19 protein-coding genes are annotated in these 16,902 nt (G+C 71.6%); 13 read left to right on the top strand and 6 right to left on the bottom strand.

Going from position 1 to position 16,902, the window contains the following annotated elements:
- The first annotated feature begins 21 nt into the window (after positions 1–21).
- On the top strand, positions 22–1,476 hold the full coding sequence (locus DI005_RS15705; RefSeq protein WP_199542830.1) for a PLP-dependent aminotransferase family protein: 1,455 nt from the start codon (positions 22–24) through the stop codon (positions 1,474–1,476).
- A 532-nt stretch (positions 1,477–2,008) separates the two neighbouring features.
- Here DI005_RS15705 and DI005_RS15700 read toward each other — a convergent pair.
- Together DI005_RS15700 and DI005_RS15695 are read right to left on the bottom strand one after the other, a co-directional pair.
- Positions 2,009–3,103 carry a hypothetical protein gene (locus DI005_RS15700; protein WP_113642644.1) on the bottom strand — a complete coding sequence of 365 codons (1,095 nt, stop codon included), beginning with the start codon at positions 3,101–3,103 and terminating at the stop codon, positions 2,009–2,011.
- A 115-nt stretch (positions 3,104–3,218) separates the two neighbouring features.
- The gene (locus DI005_RS15695) at positions 3,219–4,421 is read right to left on the bottom strand and encodes a pyridoxal phosphate-dependent aminotransferase (protein WP_113642643.1); all 1,203 of its coding nucleotides are present in this window, start codon (positions 4,419–4,421) and stop codon (positions 3,219–3,221) included.
- Positions 4,422–4,450: 29 nt separating this feature from the next.
- On the opposite strand from DI005_RS15695, the gene DI005_RS15690 reads away from it, so the two are divergent.
- Both DI005_RS15690 and DI005_RS15685 read left to right on the top strand, forming a co-directional pair.
- Positions 4,451–5,746, top strand: a complete 1,296-nt coding sequence (locus DI005_RS15690; RefSeq protein WP_112266367.1) for a DUF445 domain-containing protein — start codon at positions 4,451–4,453, stop codon at positions 5,744–5,746.
- Between the two features lie 4 nt (positions 5,747–5,750).
- Entirely contained in the window at positions 5,751–6,467 is a 717-nt protein-coding gene (locus DI005_RS15685; protein ID WP_113642642.1) for a 5-formyltetrahydrofolate cyclo-ligase, read from the top strand.
- 68 nt (positions 6,468–6,535) lie between these two features.
- Here DI005_RS15685 and DI005_RS15680 read toward each other — a convergent pair whose 3' ends face one another.
- Complete coding sequence (locus DI005_RS15680) at positions 6,536–7,009, bottom strand: CGNR zinc finger domain-containing protein (protein WP_112266371.1); 474 nt, start codon at positions 7,007–7,009, stop codon at positions 6,536–6,538.
- An 82-nt stretch (positions 7,010–7,091) separates the two neighbouring features.
- Here DI005_RS15680 and DI005_RS15675 point away from each other — a divergent pair, with 82 nt between their 5' ends.
- A complete protein-coding gene (locus DI005_RS15675; RefSeq protein WP_112266373.1) occupies positions 7,092–7,463 on the top strand; it encodes a VOC family protein in 372 nt (123 codons plus the stop codon).
- A 121-nt stretch (positions 7,464–7,584) separates the two neighbouring features.
- Here the strand turns inward: DI005_RS15675 and DI005_RS15670 are convergent, their stop codons facing one another.
- Both DI005_RS15670 and DI005_RS15665 read right to left on the bottom strand, forming a co-directional pair.
- Positions 7,585–8,769, bottom strand: coding sequence for a mandelate racemase/muconate lactonizing enzyme family protein (locus DI005_RS15670; protein WP_113642641.1), 1,185 nt, complete (start codon positions 8,767–8,769; stop codon positions 7,585–7,587).
- A 2-nt stretch (positions 8,770–8,771) separates the two neighbouring features.
- Positions 8,772–9,872 carry a Xaa-Pro peptidase family protein gene (locus tag DI005_RS15665; RefSeq protein WP_147263849.1) on the bottom strand — a complete coding sequence of 367 codons (1,101 nt, stop codon included), beginning with the start codon at positions 9,870–9,872 and terminating at the stop codon, positions 8,772–8,774.
- 71 nt (positions 9,873–9,943) lie between these two features.
- On the opposite strand from DI005_RS15665, the gene DI005_RS15660 reads away from it, so the two are divergent.
- The 3 genes from DI005_RS15660 to DI005_RS15650 are packed head-to-tail and all read left to right on the top strand — an operon-like array spanning position 9,944 to position 11,943.
- Positions 9,944–10,867: a LysR substrate-binding domain-containing protein gene (locus tag DI005_RS15660; RefSeq protein ID WP_233520155.1), complete on the top strand. Its 924-nt coding sequence runs from the start codon at positions 9,944–9,946 to the stop codon at positions 10,865–10,867.
- Positions 10,860–11,267 carry a zf-TFIIB domain-containing protein gene (locus tag DI005_RS15655; RefSeq protein ID WP_112266379.1) on the top strand — a complete coding sequence of 136 codons (408 nt, stop codon included), beginning with the start codon at positions 10,860–10,862 and terminating at the stop codon, positions 11,265–11,267. Before DI005_RS15660 ends, DI005_RS15655 begins: the two co-directional genes overlap by 8 nt.
- Before the next feature lie 10 nt (positions 11,268–11,277).
- Positions 11,278–11,943, top strand: a complete 666-nt coding sequence (locus DI005_RS15650; RefSeq protein ID WP_199542827.1) for an AAA family ATPase — start codon at positions 11,278–11,280, stop codon at positions 11,941–11,943.
- Here the strand turns inward: DI005_RS15650 and tgmC are convergent.
- Positions 11,882–13,021: an ATP-grasp peptide maturase system methyltransferase gene (gene tgmC, locus DI005_RS15645; protein WP_113642638.1), complete on the bottom strand. Its 1,140-nt coding sequence runs from the start codon at positions 13,019–13,021 to the stop codon at positions 11,882–11,884. The two genes, DI005_RS15650 and tgmC, sit on opposite strands and share 62 nt — an antisense overlap.
- A gap of 107 nt (positions 13,022–13,128) precedes the next feature.
- On the opposite strand from tgmC, the gene DI005_RS15640 reads away from it, so the two are divergent.
- From DI005_RS15640 to DI005_RS15615, 6 genes are all read left to right on the top strand, one after another.
- Positions 13,129–13,578 carry a helix-turn-helix domain-containing protein gene (locus DI005_RS15640; protein ID WP_112266385.1) on the top strand — a complete coding sequence of 150 codons (450 nt, stop codon included), beginning with the start codon at positions 13,129–13,131 and terminating at the stop codon, positions 13,576–13,578.
- Between the two features lie 5 nt (positions 13,579–13,583).
- Entirely contained in the window at positions 13,584–14,267 is a 684-nt protein-coding gene (locus DI005_RS15635) for a hypothetical protein (protein WP_112266387.1), read from the top strand.
- 240 nt (positions 14,268–14,507) lie between these two features.
- Positions 14,508–14,804, top strand: coding sequence for a DUF2516 family protein (locus DI005_RS15630; RefSeq protein ID WP_112266389.1), 297 nt, complete (start codon positions 14,508–14,510; stop codon positions 14,802–14,804).
- 28 nt (positions 14,805–14,832) lie between these two features.
- A complete protein-coding gene (locus DI005_RS15625) occupies positions 14,833–15,372 on the top strand; it encodes a YbaK/EbsC family protein (RefSeq protein ID WP_112266391.1) in 540 nt (179 codons plus the stop codon).
- Between the two features lie 17 nt (positions 15,373–15,389).
- Positions 15,390–15,836 (top strand): SRPBCC family protein, encoded by a 447-nt coding sequence (locus tag DI005_RS15620; protein ID WP_112266393.1) that lies wholly within the window; start codon positions 15,390–15,392, stop codon positions 15,834–15,836.
- Positions 15,833–16,846 (top strand): NADP-dependent oxidoreductase, encoded by a 1,014-nt coding sequence (locus DI005_RS15615; protein WP_113642637.1) that lies wholly within the window; start codon positions 15,833–15,835, stop codon positions 16,844–16,846. Before DI005_RS15620 ends, DI005_RS15615 begins: the two co-directional genes overlap by 4 nt.
- Positions 16,847–16,902: the final 56 nt, after the last annotated feature.

Genomic DNA, 16,902 nt, shown 5'->3' with positions numbered 1-16,902 from the left:
CAATCGGCAACAATTGGACTGATGAACGGTCAGTTCCCACTAGGTGGACGGATATCGGGCGGCCGGTTGGCCACGACGCTCGGCGATTGGCGGCAGAGCGGCTCCCGGCGCGGCGCCGCCGACCTGGCCTCCGCGATCGAGCTGCAGGTCCTCGACGGCCGGCTCCCGGTGGGCACCCGGCTGCCCGCGGAGCGGGAGCTGGCCGACGCGCTCGGCGTCAGCAGGACCCTCGTCGGCGCCGCGCTCGATCGGCTCCGCGAGCACGGGCTCGTCGCGAGCAGACAGGGCGCGGGCTCGTGGATCACGTTCCCGCAGGGTGGCCGTGGCCTGCGGCTCGCCCCCACCGACCGGCTCGACCTCATCGATCTCTCGCACGCCTCGCCGCCCGCGGTGCCCGCGCTTCTGCCGGCCTTCGACGCCGTGCGCGGGGTATTCGCGGCGGAGCTGCTCGACCACGGTTACCACGTGCGTGGCCTGCCGGTGCTGCGCGAGCGGATCGCGGACCGTTACACCGCGCGCGGCCTGCCGACGAGCCCGGAGCAGGTGCTGATCACCAACGGCGCCCAGCACGCGCTCGCGCTCGTGCTGCGCGCGCTGGTCGGCCCCGGCGACCGCGTGCTCCTCGAGCAGCCCTGCTACCCGAACACGGCGGGGGCCATCCGCGCCGCGCACGCGCTGTCGGTTCCCGTGGCCGTCGACCCGCATGACGGCTGGGACGTGCCCGGCATCGACGCCGCCCTGCGCCAGGCCGCGCCCCGGCTCGCCTGCCTCGCCGTCGACTTCCAGAACCCCACGGGTCACCTGCTCGGCGCCGAGGATCGCGAACGCCTCGGCGCCGCTCTGGCCAGGGCGAGGACGCCCGCCGTCGTCGACGAGACCCTGGCCGAACTCGACCTGCGCGACGGCGCGGAACCGGTGCCGCCGCTCGCCGCGTTCGCGCGCGACTGGGCGATCACCGTCGGGTCGGCGGCGAAGTCGTACTGGGGCGGGCTGCGGCTGGGCTGGATCAGGGCGCAGGAGGACCTGATCGACCGCCTGGCCGCCGCCAGGTGCACGCTCGACCTCGGTTCGCCGGTGCTGGAACAGCTGGCGCTCGCGGAGCTGCTCGCCGATCCGGAACCCGCGCTCCGTGCGCGCCGGACCGAGATCCGCGGGATGCGCGACGCCCTCGTGGCGGCGATGCGGGAGCACTGTCCGGAATGGACGTTCCGCGTGCCGGACGGTGGGCTGTCGCTGTGGTGCAGGCTGCCGGAGCCGATGAGCACGCGGCTGAGCGTGGCTGCCGCCAACCACGGGGTGCTCGTTGCGGAGGGCGCCCGATTCGGTGTGCACGGCGGACTCGAACGCTGGCTGCGGCTGCCGTTCTCGCTGCCGCCTGGACGACTGCGCGAGGCGGTGCGCAGGCTCGGCGTCGCGGCGGCCTCGGTGCTCTCGGCGGCGCCGGCGATCGAGACTTCGGCCGGTGCGGTGACCTGACCCCGGTGGTGCCTGCCGCGGTGGCACCAACTGCAGTGAAGGCCACCTTCACTGCGTTCAACGCAGTCAAGGTGGCCTTCACTGCAGTGTCGGGGTGACATAGAGAGAGCCGGTGCGCTGGATGCGGGGGTGCCGTCACTCCAGGGATACGGGACGGTCGATCATCCAGCGCACCGGCTCCGGCCGTGCCCTGTTCGGGCACGGGTGCCGAGGGCCCTGCCCGGCATCGCCCCTCGCCATGCCGGGTGGGCCGCTCGGCTCAGGAGCGCATCGGGTGGCTGTTCCTGTTCGGCGCGGTGAACAGGAACACCCGACGCTGCTCCCGATCGGGTCCCGACGCCGCAGGGGCAGGGCGACGCCGGGACCAGGCCCCGTCACGACCGGGCGCGGTCGGTCGAGCGGGAAGACTTGAATGCACGGAAGAACCCCTAGGCAAACGACTGCTACCTGAACGTCGTCATGACCGGTGAACGGCGAACAACCAGAAGTTGATCTTGGTTTGGACGCACTGCTCCCGGTTTACCGGGCCGGGTCAGTCCGGGGTGGTGGTGGGCAGGGCGGCTTCCCTGCCAGCGCCGTCGGCGTCGTGATCGCGGCTGGCTCCGATGAGCCGGAGCTGGGTCAGGGTGGGCGCCCAGCTCAGGATGCCGTGGACCGACCGGCCCGCGGCGTTGTCCTGAGGGGCGGCGATGCTGCAGGAGCCGGTGGCGAAGCTGACAGGGCCCGCGGGCAGCGGGTTCAGGGGACCGCCTCCGCCGGGCGCCCCGCCGCCACCGGCCTCGGGGGCGTCGGTGGCGTTCGACTCGGCCGACGACGGCACCGGCGTGGTCGCCAGAAGCGTGGCGTCGGACTGCGCGGTCGCCTGCGGGGCCGCGGTCGCTGGCCGGTCCTGCGCGGGCGCACGCACCGGGGTAGGCCTGTCGGGCACGGTCGCGGGAACCGGATCGGCGGGCACCGCGATGACCGCGCCGTCGCCGCTGCCGGCCTCGGGCACCGAGGGCAGCGTGAGGTCGACCTCGGGCAGCGTGATGCCCAGCTCGGGCAGCGTGCCGGGCACGTCGACGATCGGGGCGATGCCCTCGATCGTGCCGTTGAGGGCGCCGGTGACGCCGTTGACGGTGGTCTGCACCGTCTGGGGCACGGTGCCGACCGTGTTGTGCACCGTGGTGGTGACGGTGCCGACGAGGTTGTTGACGGTCTTGTTGACCGTGCCGAGTAGCCCGCCGACCGGGTTCTGCGGGGTGTAGGTCTGCCGCGGCTCGGGAGCCACCGAAGCGGGAGGCTCGACTTGAGCGTCCAGGGGCGAAGTCTGCTCGGGCTCAGGCTCCGGTGCGGGCGGAGGGCCATCGACGGGCCCAGGCACGGGAGCCTGTTCCACCGGCCCGTCCGCGGTGGCGGCGTGCTCGGCCGCCTCCTCCGGCAGCACCGGTTCGGCTTCCTCGCGGGGCTCCGCAGGCTCGTCCTCGGAAACCGCGCTGGTCACGCCGGTGCCGTGGGCACAGGGCTCGTCGGTGCTCGCCAGCGCGGCGGAGGAAAGCAAGGCCGTCAGCAGCCAGCCTCCCGCGGCGACGCCCACGACGATCAGGAAGCGCGGCAGGGCAGCCGAAAGGAGTTCGGATGCGCGCACGCCACCCAATCTCCTCACCGGAACCACCGCCGTCTGCCAGTTGATCTTCCTGCGCCCCTCTGACCAGGCCGTGCCTAGGCCGGGACTGCTATTTCTAGCACCGGTGGGGAGTGTTTCACCTCGTGCGCGTTCGATCCACCCCGGACGGCCCAATCGTCGCGAGCCCATGGAGTCGTTCGATCGCTTCGTCGAGCACCTCGTCGCGCTTACAGAACGCGAAGCGGAGCACGTGATTCCACCCTTCCGGGTGGTCGGTGAAAACCTTGACGGGCACCGCGGCGACCCCGACTCGCTCCGGGAGTTGCCAGGCCAGCTCGGCGGCGTCGGTGAACCCGAGCGGCCGGACGTCGGCGCACACGAAGTATGTGCCCGCGCTCGGCCACACCGCGAAACCGGCCTCGGCCAGGCCCTTCGTGAGCCGGTCGCGCTTCGCGGCGAGTGCCGTGCGCAGCTGCTCGACCCAGTCCAGCTCGTGTTCGAGCGCGTACGCGACGGCGGGCTGCAGCGGGCCGCCGGAGACGAACGTGAGGAACTGCTTGGTGGCCTTCACCGCGGCGACCAGCTCCGGGGTCGCGCACACCCAGCCGATCTTCCAGCCCGTGCAGTTGAAGGTCTTGCCCGCGCTGGAGATCGACACCGTGCGCTCGCGCATGCCCGGCAGGGTCGCCAGCGGCACGTGCTCGTTGTCGTCGAAGACGAGGTGTTCGTAGACCTCGTCGGTGATGGCCACGAGGTCGTGCTCGACGCACACCTCGGCGATGGCGGACAGCTCCGCGCGCGTGAACACGGTGCCGGTGGGGTTGTGCGGCGAGTTGACCAGTATCGCGCGGGTCGCGGGCGTGACGGCGGCGCGCAGCGCGTCGGTGTCGAGTGCGAACCGGCCTTGCGCCGACACCAGCGAGACGACGCGCCTGGTGGCGCCCGCCATGGCGACCGAGGCGGCGTAGGAGTCGTAGTACGGCTCGATGACGATCACCTCGTCACCCGGCTCGGTCAGCGCGAGCAGGCTCGCCGCGATGGCCTCGGTCGCGCCAGCCGTGACGAGGATCTCGGTGTCCGGGTCGTAGTGGGTGCCGTAGCGGGTCCGGTGCGCCGCGATGGCCGCGCGCAGCTCCGGCCTGCCCGGGCCGGGCGGGTACTGGTTGGCGCCGCCGAACAGCGCGTCCCTCGCCGCGTCGAGCATGCCCGAGGGGCCGTCGGTGTCGGGGAAGCCCTGGCCGAGGTTGACGGCTCCCGTCCGCACGGCCAGCGCCGTCATCTCGGCGAAGATGGTCGAGGTGAAGGGCTGCAGGCGGGGGACGAGTATCGGTTCACGCACGATCGCCCATCCTCACGGACAATGAGGGTGTGGAGCAACCGAGGTCCGTCACCGCGCCGGCCCAACCGCCAGGTGGGCTCGCGCGCGAGGAGAGCAAGCGGCGCGGTCTGCGCAGGATGAAGCTGGTCGCACTGTCGTTCCTGCTCGGCGCGACGGTGATCTTCCTGCTCACGAGCTGGGCGCAGTCGGCGGGCTGGGGTCCGTGGGTCGGCTACGTGCGGGCGGCCGCCGAGGCCGGCATGGTGGGTGCGCTGGCCGACTGGTTCGCCGTCACGGCGCTGTTCCGGCATCCGCTGGGGATCAAGATCCCGCACACGGCGATCATCCCGAACAAGAAGGACGTGCTCGGCGACAGCCTCGGCGATTTCGTCGGCTCGAACTTCCTCTCCGAGACCGTGGTTCGCGACAAGCTGCGCCGGGTCGAGATCGCGAGCAGGACGGGAGAGTGGCTCGCCAAGCCGGAGAACGCCGAGCGCGCCACCGCCGAGCTGTCCAACATCGTGCGCGGCGCGGTGACGATCCTGCGCGACGACGACGTGCAGGCCGTGCTGGAGCAGGCGGTGGTGCGCAGGGTGGTCGAGCGTGACTGGGGCCCGCCGCTGGGCAAGCTGCTGGAGCAGGTGCTCACCGATGGCGCCCACTACCGGCTCGTCGACCTCATGTGCGACCGCGCGTACGAGTGGGTGCGCACCAACCACACCACGGTGCTGCGCGTGGTGTCCGACCGCGCGCCGTCGTGGTCGCCGAGGTTCGTCGACGAGATGCTCGCCGACAAGGTCTACGGCGAGGTGCTGGCGTTCGCGTGGGCCGTCAAGACCGACGTCAACCACCCGATGCGGCTGGCGCTCGACAAGTTCCTCGGCGAGTTCGCGCAGGACCTGCAGAAGGACGCCGAGACGATGGCGCGTGCCGAGCAGGTGAAGCAGCAGCTGATCCAGCACCCCGAGGTGCAGAAGCTGATCGGCTCCGCGTGGTCGACGGCCAAGGACATGCTGCTCACCGCGGCCGAGGACCCGTCGAGCGAGCTGCGAAGGCGCGTACGGGAAGGGCTGCTCACGCTGGGTACGCGGCTGCAGTCCGACCCCGCGCTCGCGGGCAAGGTCGACGGCTGGGTGGAGAGCGCCGCGGCTTACGTGGTGACCCACTACTCCAAGGAGATCACCACGATCATCACCGACACCGTCGAGCGCTGGGACGCCGACGAGACGTCGCGCAAGGTCGAGCTCCAGGTGGGGCGCGACCTGCAGTTCATCCGCATCAACGGCACGGTGGTCGGCGCGCTGGCCGGGCTGCTGATCTACACGGTCGCCCAGATGTTGTTCTGACGCCATGGGCGACGTCGAGTCCGCGAAGCAGGAGGTCCGGCAGCGGGTGTGGGAGCTGCTGGAACGCGAGAAGCTCGCGCGGTTCCCCGGCGCGCGGGGCCGGATCCCGAACTTCGTGGGCGCCGACGAGGCGGCCGCCGCGCTGGCGGGGCTGCGCGAGTGGGCGACGGCCTCGGTCGTGAAGGCCAACCCGGACAGCCCGCAGCTGCCGGTGCGCTCACGGGCGCTCGCGGCAGGCAAGCTGCTCTACATGGCGGTGCCGAAGCTGACGGACGCGCGCCCGTTCGTGCTGCTGGACCCGGCGAAGGTGAGCGAGTCGTCCCGAAGGGCGGCGGCGAAGGACCGTGCGCTGCGGATGGGCTCCCCGGTGTCGGTGCCCGAGATGCGGCGGGTGGATCTCGTGGTGTGCGGGACGGTCGCCGTGAACCGCGAGGGTGTGCGCGTCGGCAAGGGCGGCGGGTTCTCCGACATCGAGTTCGGTCTGCTCGTCGAGGCCGGGCTGGTCGGCGACGACACGGTGATCGCCACGACGGTGCACTCGCGGCAGGTGCTCGACGAGCCGCTGCCGGAGACCGACCACGATTTCCGCGTGGACGTGGTGGTGACGCCGGACGAGGTGATCCGGGCGCCGCGCAGGAAGCGGAGCACGGGGATCCTGTGGGATCACCTGCCCGAGGAGAAGATCGCGGAGATTCCCGCGCTGGCGGCCCGCCGACCGTAGAGGGATCCCCCGGCCGAGGACACCCGGCTGGGGGAGGTTATCCACAGTTGGGGAAGTTATCCACCGAGTTATCCACAGGGTCCTCGCTCTGTGGAGCGTTCGCGGAAGGCCCGCGCCTTCTGCCGGTTGCCGCACACCTTCATCGAGCACCACGTGCGTGAGCGGTTGCGCGACTGGTCGTAGAACGCCCACCGGCAATCATCGGCGGGGCAGATCTTCAGGCGGTCCCACTCGCCTCGAACGGCAAGGCGCGCCGCGGCGGCGAACACCGCGCCCACGGCCGAGGCGGCTGCCAGTTCCGGCCCCGCCGCCGACAGCGTGACCTCGACCGGTGCGCCGACCTCCGCGGGCATGGCGTCCGGGTCGCCGAGCGCGGCGCGGAGGGCGCCCCGGGCACGCACCGCGTCGGCGAGCGCGTCGGGGCGGAGGTCCCGTTCACGTGCCCACGCGTGCCAGTCCGGCTCCGTCCGCAGCACGTCGGTGTCCTGCTCGACGTCAACGGTGTTCAGGAAGCCGAGAACGAGGGAAACATCAGGGGACACGTCACCAGTGTATTGCCGACGGTGGTTGCCCAGGACGGGAAGTAACCACCATACTGCGTTGACAAGTTATGAGGAGGTAGTGATGAGTGCAGGTGTCAAGTTCGGTTGCGTGGCACTCGACTGCCCGGACCCTTACGGGCTGGCGGGGTTCTACGGTGAGCTGCTCGGCTGGAAGATCCACGACGAGAACAAACCGGGCGACCGATGGGTCACGCTCGTCAACCCCGACGGCGGCGCTGACATCTGTTTCCAGGAGGACCCCGCGTACCGGCCGCCGACGTGGCCGTCCAATGAGCGCGCGCAGATGCTGCACCTCGACTTCGACGTGCCCGACATCGACGCCGAGCACCAGCGCGTGCTGGACCTCGGCGCCCGGCTGCTCGACGACGAGCCGAAGACGTTCCGCGTCTACGCCGACCCGGCAGGCCACCCCTTCTGCCTCTGCGCCTGCTGACCCTCACTGCGCCCAAGGCCACCTTTGGTGCGTGGAATCGACACAGTGGCGCGTCAGCGTCTCCGTCTGGGCGGTGGGGGGAGACGGGCGGGCGCAACAAAGGTGGCCTTGGGGAGCGTTCTCAGAACTTGGGGAGGGCGTGCGAGCGCGTCAGCGCCAAGGGGTCGGTGAAGGCGAAGCTCGCGCCTTCCGCGCGGTACAGCTCCGCGTAGCGGGCGACCCGATCCGCGTCGAGGGTCACGCCCAGGCCGGGCGCCGTCGGCACCGGGACGCGGCCCCCTTCGTATCCGTCGATCCCGCCGCCGAAGCCCACCGTCACGTCGTCGGCCAGCAGCGCCCCGTACGCCTGGTTGGCGTAGGTGAAGTTCGGCGTCGCCGCGATCGCGTGAACGGCCGCCGCCAGCGCCACGCCCAGCTCGCCGAGGCTGTGCTTGACCACCGGCAGCCCGGCGGCCTCCGCGATACCGGCCGATCGTTTGAGGTTCAGCAGCCCGCCGTCCAGCTGGTTGTCCACGGACAGCGCGTCGGCCGCCCCCGCTCTGATCACCGCGAGCTGGTCGAAACGCGTCCAGCTCGCCTCGTTCGCGAGCAGCGGCACGTCGATCCGGCTACGCACGTAGGCCATTTCCGCCAGGTTCCGTCCCGACACGGGCTGCTCCACGAGCTCGAGCCCGAACCGCGCCAGCTCGCCGATCACGCGCACCGCCGTGCCCGGCGCCCACGCCTCGTTGGCGTCCACGCGCAGCCGTGCCTCGGGTCCCGCGCCGTCGCGCAACGCTTCCACGCGCTCGACATCGGCATGCGGGTCGTCGGAGCCCACCTTCAGGTAGCAGGTGGAGAAACCGGACTTCACCGCGAGCCGCGCCTCGGCGGCCACCTGCTCCGGTTCCCGGCGCGCGACGTAGTAGAAGCACTCGACGCGGTCGCGGAACCGTCCGCCCAGCAGGTTCACCAGCGGCTGCCCGCACACCTTGCCCGCGAGGTCCCAGCACGCCATCTCCACCGCCGCGATCGCCGGACTCGTCGCCTTCACGTGGTGCCACGTGCCCACCAGTTCGATCCGGCGCACCAGCCGTTCCACCGCGAACGGGTCCTCGCCGAGCACGAGCGGCTCGATGCCGCGCAGCACCGCGAGCACGATGTCCGCCGACGGGTACGCGGCCGCCTCGCCGAGCCCCGTGACGCCCTCGTCGGTTTCCACCTCGACGAGCACGCTCACCTGGCCACGCCGCCTGCCGAACGCCCAGATCTCCTCGGCGCGGTACGGCACGGCCACCGGGGTCGCGCGGATCGCCGTGATACGCATCGTCAGCTCACCACCGTGAGGTCGCGGGAGGTACGGGTCAGGAACTCGGTGCGCTCGCTCGTGACGAGCGCGGTGTCGGAGACGACATGGCCAGGCACCCACGACATGAGGTGGAACGTCATGCCCGCCCGCACACGGGTGTCGCCGCCGGGTCGGATGCCGAGCACCTCGCCACCACCGACCCAGCTCGGCGGGAACCCGATGCCGACGAGGTAGCCGCAGTGGTGCCGGGGCACGGTCACCCCCGCCGCCGCGTGCCAGGCCGCGTACACGTCGCCCGTGCGCACTCCCGGCCGGAGCGTCGCGCGCGCGGCCTCCAGTCCCGCGAGCGCGGCCGCGTGCGCCTCGGCCGCGCCCTCGGGTGGGTCGCCGACGTAGACCGTGCGGCTCAGCGGCGCGTGGTAACGCCGGACGCACCCCGACAGTTCGAGGAACAGGCCCGTCCCGCGGGTGAGCGTGCGCGGCCCCCACGACACGTGCTCCTGCTCCAGCATCCACAGTGGACGGATCATGGGGACGAAGCCAGGCTGCTGCCCTCCGGTGGAGTAGAGCGCGTGGTGCACGGCCGCGGCCACGTCGTGCTCGGCGGTGCCCTCGCGGGCGCGCGCCGTCCCGGCCGCCATCGCGGCGTCGGAGATCGCGGCGGCCGCGCGCACCAGCTCCACCTCGTCGGCCGTCTTCACCGCCATCGTGCCCGTGAGCAGCGGCGTGGCGTCGGTCCACCGCCGTCCCGGCAGCGCGAGCCGGGCGCGAGCGTGGATGGCGGGCGGGAAGAAGATCGCCGCGTCCTCGGTGGCGATGCGGCCACCCGCAGGCACGTCCGCGAGCGCGCCCGCCACCGCGGTCGCGGGGTCGGTGCCGTCGCCGAAGGTCACGTGGCGGCACTGCGGCACCTGGGCGCGCACGGTCGGCCGCTCCATCTCGCGCGTCACGAGCGCGAGATCGCCGTCCCTCGGCACCACAAGCAGCGTGAACGCGAAGTAGCCGTGGTGGTCGAGGCCGGTCAGGTAGTAGATCAGCTCGGGGCTGGCGAGCGCGACGGCGTCGAGGCCGTGCTCCGCCATCCGCGCCCGCAGTGAGGCGACTCGGGATTCGGGGATCACGACGTCAGGATGCGAGCGCCGCGGCGTAAGAACCAGTGACGATTCCTCAGGGTCGGAGTTAGTTTTTCTACATGCCCGCCGAGTTGTACGACGTGCGCAGGCTCCGGCTGCTGAGGGAGCTCTCACAGCACGGCACGATCGCCGCGACCGCCCGCGCCTGCTCGCTGACGCCGTCGGCGGTGTCCCAGCAGCTCTCCCTGCTGGAACGCGAGGTCGGCAGCAGGCTGCTCGTCCGCGACGGGCGGACGCTCGTGCTCACCGAGGCCGCGCGCGTGCTCGTCGAGCACACCGAGGGCATCCTCGCCGGGCTGGAGGCGGCGAGGGCTGGCGTCGCCGAACTGGCCTCCAGCGTCAGCGGGGTGCTGCGGCTGGCGGCGTTTCCCACCGCGGCCAGGGCGCTCGTGCCCGGAGCGATCGCGCGCTGCCGCGCCGAGCACCCCGACCTCCGGGTCCGGCTCACCGAGCTGCCGATGCCGGAGGCCGTCGCCGCCGTCAAGGCGGGCCACGTCGACCTCGCGCTCGTCTACGGCTACAGCCTCCTGCCGAAGCTGCGCGACCCGGGCGTTGAGACGGTGCCGCTGCTGCGGGAGCCGCTGCTCGCGGCGCTGCCCGCGGGCCTTGACGACGGCGAGGGCCCGCTCCCGCTGGCCCGGCTCGCCGACGAGCCGTGGATCGCAGCCGACCGGGACGACGACCTGCACGAGCTGTTGCGCCGGGCGTGCGGCGTGGCGGGGTTCGTGCCGAGGCTCGACTTCACCAGCTCCGACTACACCGTGATCTTCGCGCTCGTGGAGGCCGGGCTCGGGGTGTCGCTCGTGCCGAGGCTGGCCTTCGAGTCGCTGTCGGCCGACGTCGTGTTGCGCGAGGTCAGCGAGCCGAGCGTGGAGCGGACGGTGTCCGTGGCGGTCAGGGCGGGCAGCGCGCGACAACCGCCCGTCGCGGCCGTGCTCGCGGCGTTGCGCCGGATCGCCGCCGAGGCAGGCGGATATGCGTAATCTGTCATCCGTGATTTGTCCCAAGTGCCAGAACCACATGACGACGGTCGACAAGAGCGGCATCCACATCGAGCAGTGCAACGGCTGCCGCGGCATCTTCCTCGATCGCGGTGAGCTGGAGCAGATCGTCAGCGCGGAGAACGCCTACTACGGAGGTCCCGCTGGTGCGCCGCCGCCGTACCAGGGCTCCGGCGGCCACGGGCCGACGAAGCACTACGCCGACTCGCCCCGTGGTTACCGCGGCCACGGCGGTGGCCACTACCGGGACTCCCCGCGCCCGTACGGGGGTCATGGCGGGCACGGCGGCTACCGCGACTCGCCGCGTCCCTACGGCGGGCACGGTTACGGCCACGGGAAGGGCCACCGCAAGCGCAGCTTCATCGAGAACCTCTTCGGCTGATCGAACGACCTTGCTCGACCTGAAGATCTGCCCGGGGTGCGGCGACCGTGCCGACGTTCCGACCGTGGAGCAGGGGCGGCTGGTGTGCCTGCGGTGCGAGCACCGCTGGGCGTTCCATCGGCTGCCCCTCTTCGCGCTGACCGGCCCGAGTGGCGGCGGCAAGTCGACCGTGGGGCCCGCGCTCGCGCGGCGCCTCGCGGGCGAGGCCGTTGTGCTGGAGCAGGACGTGCTGTGGACCGGCGGCCTCCGCGACGACGTTGACGGGCATCCCCTGTTCCGCTCCACGTGGCTGCGGATGGCCGCGATGATCCACCAGAACGGGCGGCCCGTCGTGCTGTGCGGCACGGTGGTGCCGCCCGAGTTCGAACCGTTGCCGGAGCGGGTGTTCTTCTCCGGCATCCACTACCTCGCGCTCGTGGCCGAGCCCGAGGTGCTCACCGCGCGGCTGCGGGCGAGGCCGGCGTGGCGCGAATGGGACGAGCCGCGCATCGCCGAGATGCTGGAGTTCAACGACTGGCTGCGCGCCGAGGCGGCGACGATGTCCCCTCCGGTGGCACTCTTCGACACCACCGACGCCCCGCTGGAAGCCGCCGTGGACCACGTCGCCGCGTGGGTCAGGCGAGTGGCCAGCGCTGCTCGCCGAAGCGGATCTCCTGGCGCTGCCCTGAAACGCTGACCCGGAACTCCTCGCGCGCCGGGCGGCCGAGCGACCGCCAGCGCTCGTAGGCGTGCTCGACGAGGTCCCACAGCCTGCGCCTGCCGCCCTGCTCCACCAGGAACTCGTCGTTGACCGTGCGGTGGCCTGCCCACGAGCCGTCGGGGTGCACGAGGAAGCACGTGGCCCCGCCGTCCGGGTCGAACGCCGCCGTGACGCCGGGCAGTTCGAGGCTCACGAAGAACTCGAACGGGCTCGCCGGGTCCAGGACCGTGTCCAGCGACAGCGTGGTCACACCCTTCGCGGAGGGCGGCCCGCGATGGCGCAGTACCGCGGTGCTGTCGGCGAGCCGGTGCGCGCGCATGGGCATGAAGCGGCCGTCGCGGGCGAGCACCTCGCCCTCGCCCGTCGCGCCCTCGCCGGCGACGAGGCGGATCAGCCCCGCGCCGATCGGGCGGTTGAGCGTGGTCAGCACCAGCCCGCCCGGTCGCGTCTGCTCAAGCCACGCGGGCGGGATGTGCGAGACCGAGCACGTGCAGAGCACGCGGTCGTAGGGCGCGCCCGGTTCGAACCCCTTCTCACCGTCGGCGACCTCGCACTCCGGTGCGTAGCCGATCGCGGCGAGCGCGGCCTTCGCGGCGAGCGACAGTGCCGGGTCGATGTCCACTGTGGACACATTCGCGTCTCCGAGGCGGTGGCACAGCAGTGCGGCGTTGTACCCGGTGCCGGTGCCGATCTCGAGCACGCGGTCGCCGTCGCGTACCCGCAGCTCCTCCAGCATCACGGCCATGATCGCGGGCATGCTCGACGACGACGTCGGCGTGCCGGTCACCGGGCCCTCGCGGCGGGCGACAGTCCAGCGCTCGGGGTCGTCGTCGAGCTGGGTCACGAGCACGCTGTCGGAGTAGACGGTGGTGAGCCAGCCGGGGTCGTCGCGGTCGAGCGCGGCCCAGAGCGGCCCCTTCGGGACGAAGTACCGGGGGAGGAAGACGTGCCGGGGCACCCGGCGGAAAGCGTCGATCCACCAGGGATCGGTCAGTGCGCCATCGCGGCGGAGCCGTTCCGCGAGGCGTCTTCGCTCTCGAGCCGCGGAGCTCATCTCGTAAGAGTAGTGCTTGCGACGATCGAGTGGCTGCAAGCAGAGTGCTTGCAATAGCTAGCACTCGCGCGTACCGTTGGTGGTGTCGCAAGGAGGTGGCACGGAGCTTGACCGAAGAACCACCGGTGGATGGCAACGGTGCGACAGGGCCGATCGACAAGGTGGCCGACCTGGGCCGCGACATCGGCGCCTACATCCGCCAGCAGCGCAACACCGCCAAGATCTCCCTGCGACAGCTGTCGAAGCTGGCGGGCGTTTCCAACCCGTACCTGAGCCAGATCGAACGCGGGGTCCGCAAACCGAGTGCGGAGATCCTGCAGCAGATCGCCAAGGGGTTGCGAATCTCGGCGGAGGCGCTCTACGTGCAGGCGGGGATTCTCGACCTGCCGGCAGGGGGGCCGGTGCCGGACGCGATCCGCGCCGACGCCGAGCTGTCCGAGCGCCAGAAGCAGGTGCTGCTGGACGTGTACGAGTCGTTCCGAAGGCAGAACAGCCAGAACAGCCAGAGCGCAGCCGAGCAAGCCGAGACCGAGAACGAACCCGAACTCAAGGAGTGAGCACGATGGCGAATGCCAGTTCCGAGGACGTCCGCAAGATCCTCAACACCGCTTTCGAGCAGGTCAAGACCTCCCTGCTGGCCGCGCTGGGCGCGGGCCAGCTCGCCAGCCAGGCCGTCACCGACGCGGTGGGCAAGGCCAAGGAGCGCGTGAACGAGAGCAGCGAGGTCGCCCGTCGCAACATCGAGGAGCTGCCCTCCGACGTGGACACGCTGCGCGAGCGCCTCGACCCGGCCGAGCTGCGCAAGCTGCTCGACGAGTACACCGAGGCCGCGCTGAAGCTGTACCACAAGCTCGCCGAGTCCGGTGAGCAGACGTGGGAGAAGTTCCTCGCCCAGCCGCAGGTCAAGAAGAACGTGGAGCAGCTGGAGGAGGCTCTGCAGACCGCGCAGGGCCGGGTCGACGAGCTCTCCCACGACGTGCGGGAGCGCGTCGACGAGGTCCTCTCCCGCGTGACCGGCCGCACTCGCGAAGCCGGTGAGGAGGCCGCGATCAAGGTCGAGGACGCCGCCGCCAAGGTCGAGCAGGTGAGCAGTGACGTGGCCGACAAGATCGAGGAGGCCTCGCCCGCGTCGCCGAAGACCACCACCAAGGCGACGCCGCGCACCGCGACCACCCGGCGCACCACCAGCACGGCCGCGAAGAAGCCGGCGGGCGGCAGCACCGCGCCGAAGAACAACACCAAGTAACCGCACGTCGCAGGGCCCCGGTACCCGCCAGGCGGGTGCCGGGGCACTGGCGTTTCCGGCAACGCCCGTTGCCTGGCGCGCGAGGCCCGACGTGGGGGCCGGCCGCGTTGCCGGGCAGGCCGGGGACGCCCGGTGCCGCCTGCCCTCCGCCTCGCCGGGCACCACGCCGGTCCCCGCTCGAGAGGCGTGGGTCACCGGACACGCCCTGGCCGGGTTGAGCCGCTGACGTAGTCTGGTGGGGTGCCGCTCCTCGCGCTATGGATCGTCTGGGTCATCGACTGGGCCGGGACCTTGGCTGGCCTGGTCGCGTTCGCCCACGCCCTCCTGCAGAGATCGGACGCCTACACCGCGGCCGACCGCATGACCAAGCCTGTCTGGCTCGCCATCACCGGCGGGTCGACCGCCGCCATGCTGCTGTTCGGCTTCTACGGTGCCGGCATGATCTTCTGGCTGGCGGGAATCGTCGCCTCGCTCGTCTACCTCGTCGACGTCCGCCCCAAGCTGATCGAGGTGCAGCGGGGCGGCCAGAGCTGGTGACGCCGGGACGCTGAGTACCGTTGCTCTCGTGAGCAACTGGAGCATCGCTGGAACACTGACCGTGGTGCCTGCCGCGCAGCGCACCGACCTCGTCGCGGAGCCGGTCGCCAAGGCACTCACCGCGATCTCCGAGCCGGTGGGGCTCGCCGAGATCGACCCCGGCCTCGCCGACACCGCCGAGTTCTGCGCCGCCTACTCCTCCCCGCTGTCGGCCTCGGCCAACTGCGTCGTCGTGGCGGGCAAGCGGGGCGGGGAGGCCCGCTACGCCGCCGCCATGGTGCTGGCCACCACCCGCGCCGACGTCAACAACGTCATCCGGCGCAGGCTCGACGTCCGCAAGGCCTCGTTCGCGCCGATGGCCGAGGCCACCGAGCTCACCGGGATGGAGTACGGCGGCATCACCCCGATCGGGCTGCCCGAGGGCTGGCCGATCCTGGTGGACAAGGCCGTTGCCGACTCACCGGAGCTGGTGATCGGCAGCGGCATCCGAGGAAGCAAGCTCCTGGTCACCGGCACGCTGCTGGCCTCGCTGCCCGGCGCCGAGGTGATCGAGGGACTCGCCAACTGATCCGAGAAGGGATTCCCATGGGCAAGGTCACGGCCACCGCTGAGCGCACGATCGACGCGCCCGCCGACAAGGTGCGCCAGCTCGTCGCCGACTACTCCGACACCAGGCCGAAGATCCTCCCCGAGCAGTACCGCGACTACGAGGTCACCGAGGGCGGCACGGGCGAGGGCACCACCGCGAAGTGGAAGCTGCAGGCCACGTCCAAGAGGGTGCGCGACGTCGCGGCCACCGTCAGCGAGCCGGAGCCGGGCACGCTCGTCGAGACCGACGCCAACTCGAGCATGGTCACGACGTGGACGGTGCGGGAGGCGGGCCCGCGCAGTCTCGTGCGCATCGAGACCACGTGGGAGGGCGCGGGCGGGATCGGTGGCTTCTTCGAGAAGACCTTCGCGCCCGGCGGCCTCAAGCGCATCTACGACTCGGTGCTCGCCAACCTCGACCGGGAGGTGCGGCAGAGCTCATGAGTGCGATCGAGATCCGGCTGGCGTCGCGCCCGCACGGCGCGCCGACGCTCGAGAACTTCGACCTCGCCGAGGTCGACGTGCCCGCGCCGGGACCGGGGCAGCTGCTGGTGCGTAACACGTGGCTGTCGGTCGACCCGTACATGCGCGGGCGGATGAGCTCGGCCAAGTCCTACGCGCCGCCGTACGAGGTCGGCAAGGTCATGCACGGCGGCGCGCTCGGCGAGGTCGTGGAGTCCGATGTGGACGGGTTCGCGCCCGGCGACACGGTGCTGCACGGCCTCGGTTGGCGCACCCACGCCGTGCTCGAGCCGAAGCACGCGGCCAAGGTCGACCCGGACGCCGCACCCGTCACGGCGTACCTCGGCGTGCTCGGGCTGACCGGGCTCACGGCCTACGCGGGCCTGTTCGACGTGGCTGGGCTGCGCGAGGGCGACACCGTGTTCGTGTCCGGTGCCGCCGGCGCGGTGGGTTCCGTGGCGGGACAGCTCGCGAGGGCCAGGGGCGCGAAGCGCGTGATCGGCAGCGCGGGCTCGGCGGAGAAGGTGCGCTGGCTGACCGAGGAGCTGGGCTTCGACGCGGCGTTCAACTACAAGGACGCGCCGGTGACGGACCAGCTCGCCAAGGCGGCTCCCGACGGCATCGACGTGTACTTCGACAACGTCGGCGGCGAGCACCTGGAAGCCGCGATCGACTCGCTGAACCTGCACGGCCGGATCGTGGTGTGCGGCATGATCTCGCAGTACAACGCCACCGAGCCGACCCCGGCGCCGCGCAACCTTTCCCAGATCATCGCGAAGCGGTTCACCATGCGCGGCATGCTGGTGGGCGATCACCAGCACCTGCGTCCGGAGTTCCTCGCCGAGGTCGCCCCGATGGTCACGGACGGCAGGCTCAAGTACTCCGAGACCGTCGTGGACGGCATCCGCAACGCCCCGCAGGCGTTCCTCGACCTGCTCGCCGGGGCCAACACGGGCAAGATGCTCGTCCGCCTCCAGGCACCTCCCCGCTGACCGCAGTGAAGGCCACCATGCCTGCGCCCGCCCGTCTCCCACCACCACCCAACCGG

This window comes from Prauserella sp. PE36, from assembly GCF_003311655.1.
GTDB classification, from domain to species: Bacteria; Actinomycetota; Actinomycetes; order Mycobacteriales; family Pseudonocardiaceae; genus Prauserella_A; species Prauserella_A endophytica.
Note: the sequence above shows the minus strand (reverse complement) of the source record. Positions and strands in the feature narration are given on the sequence as shown.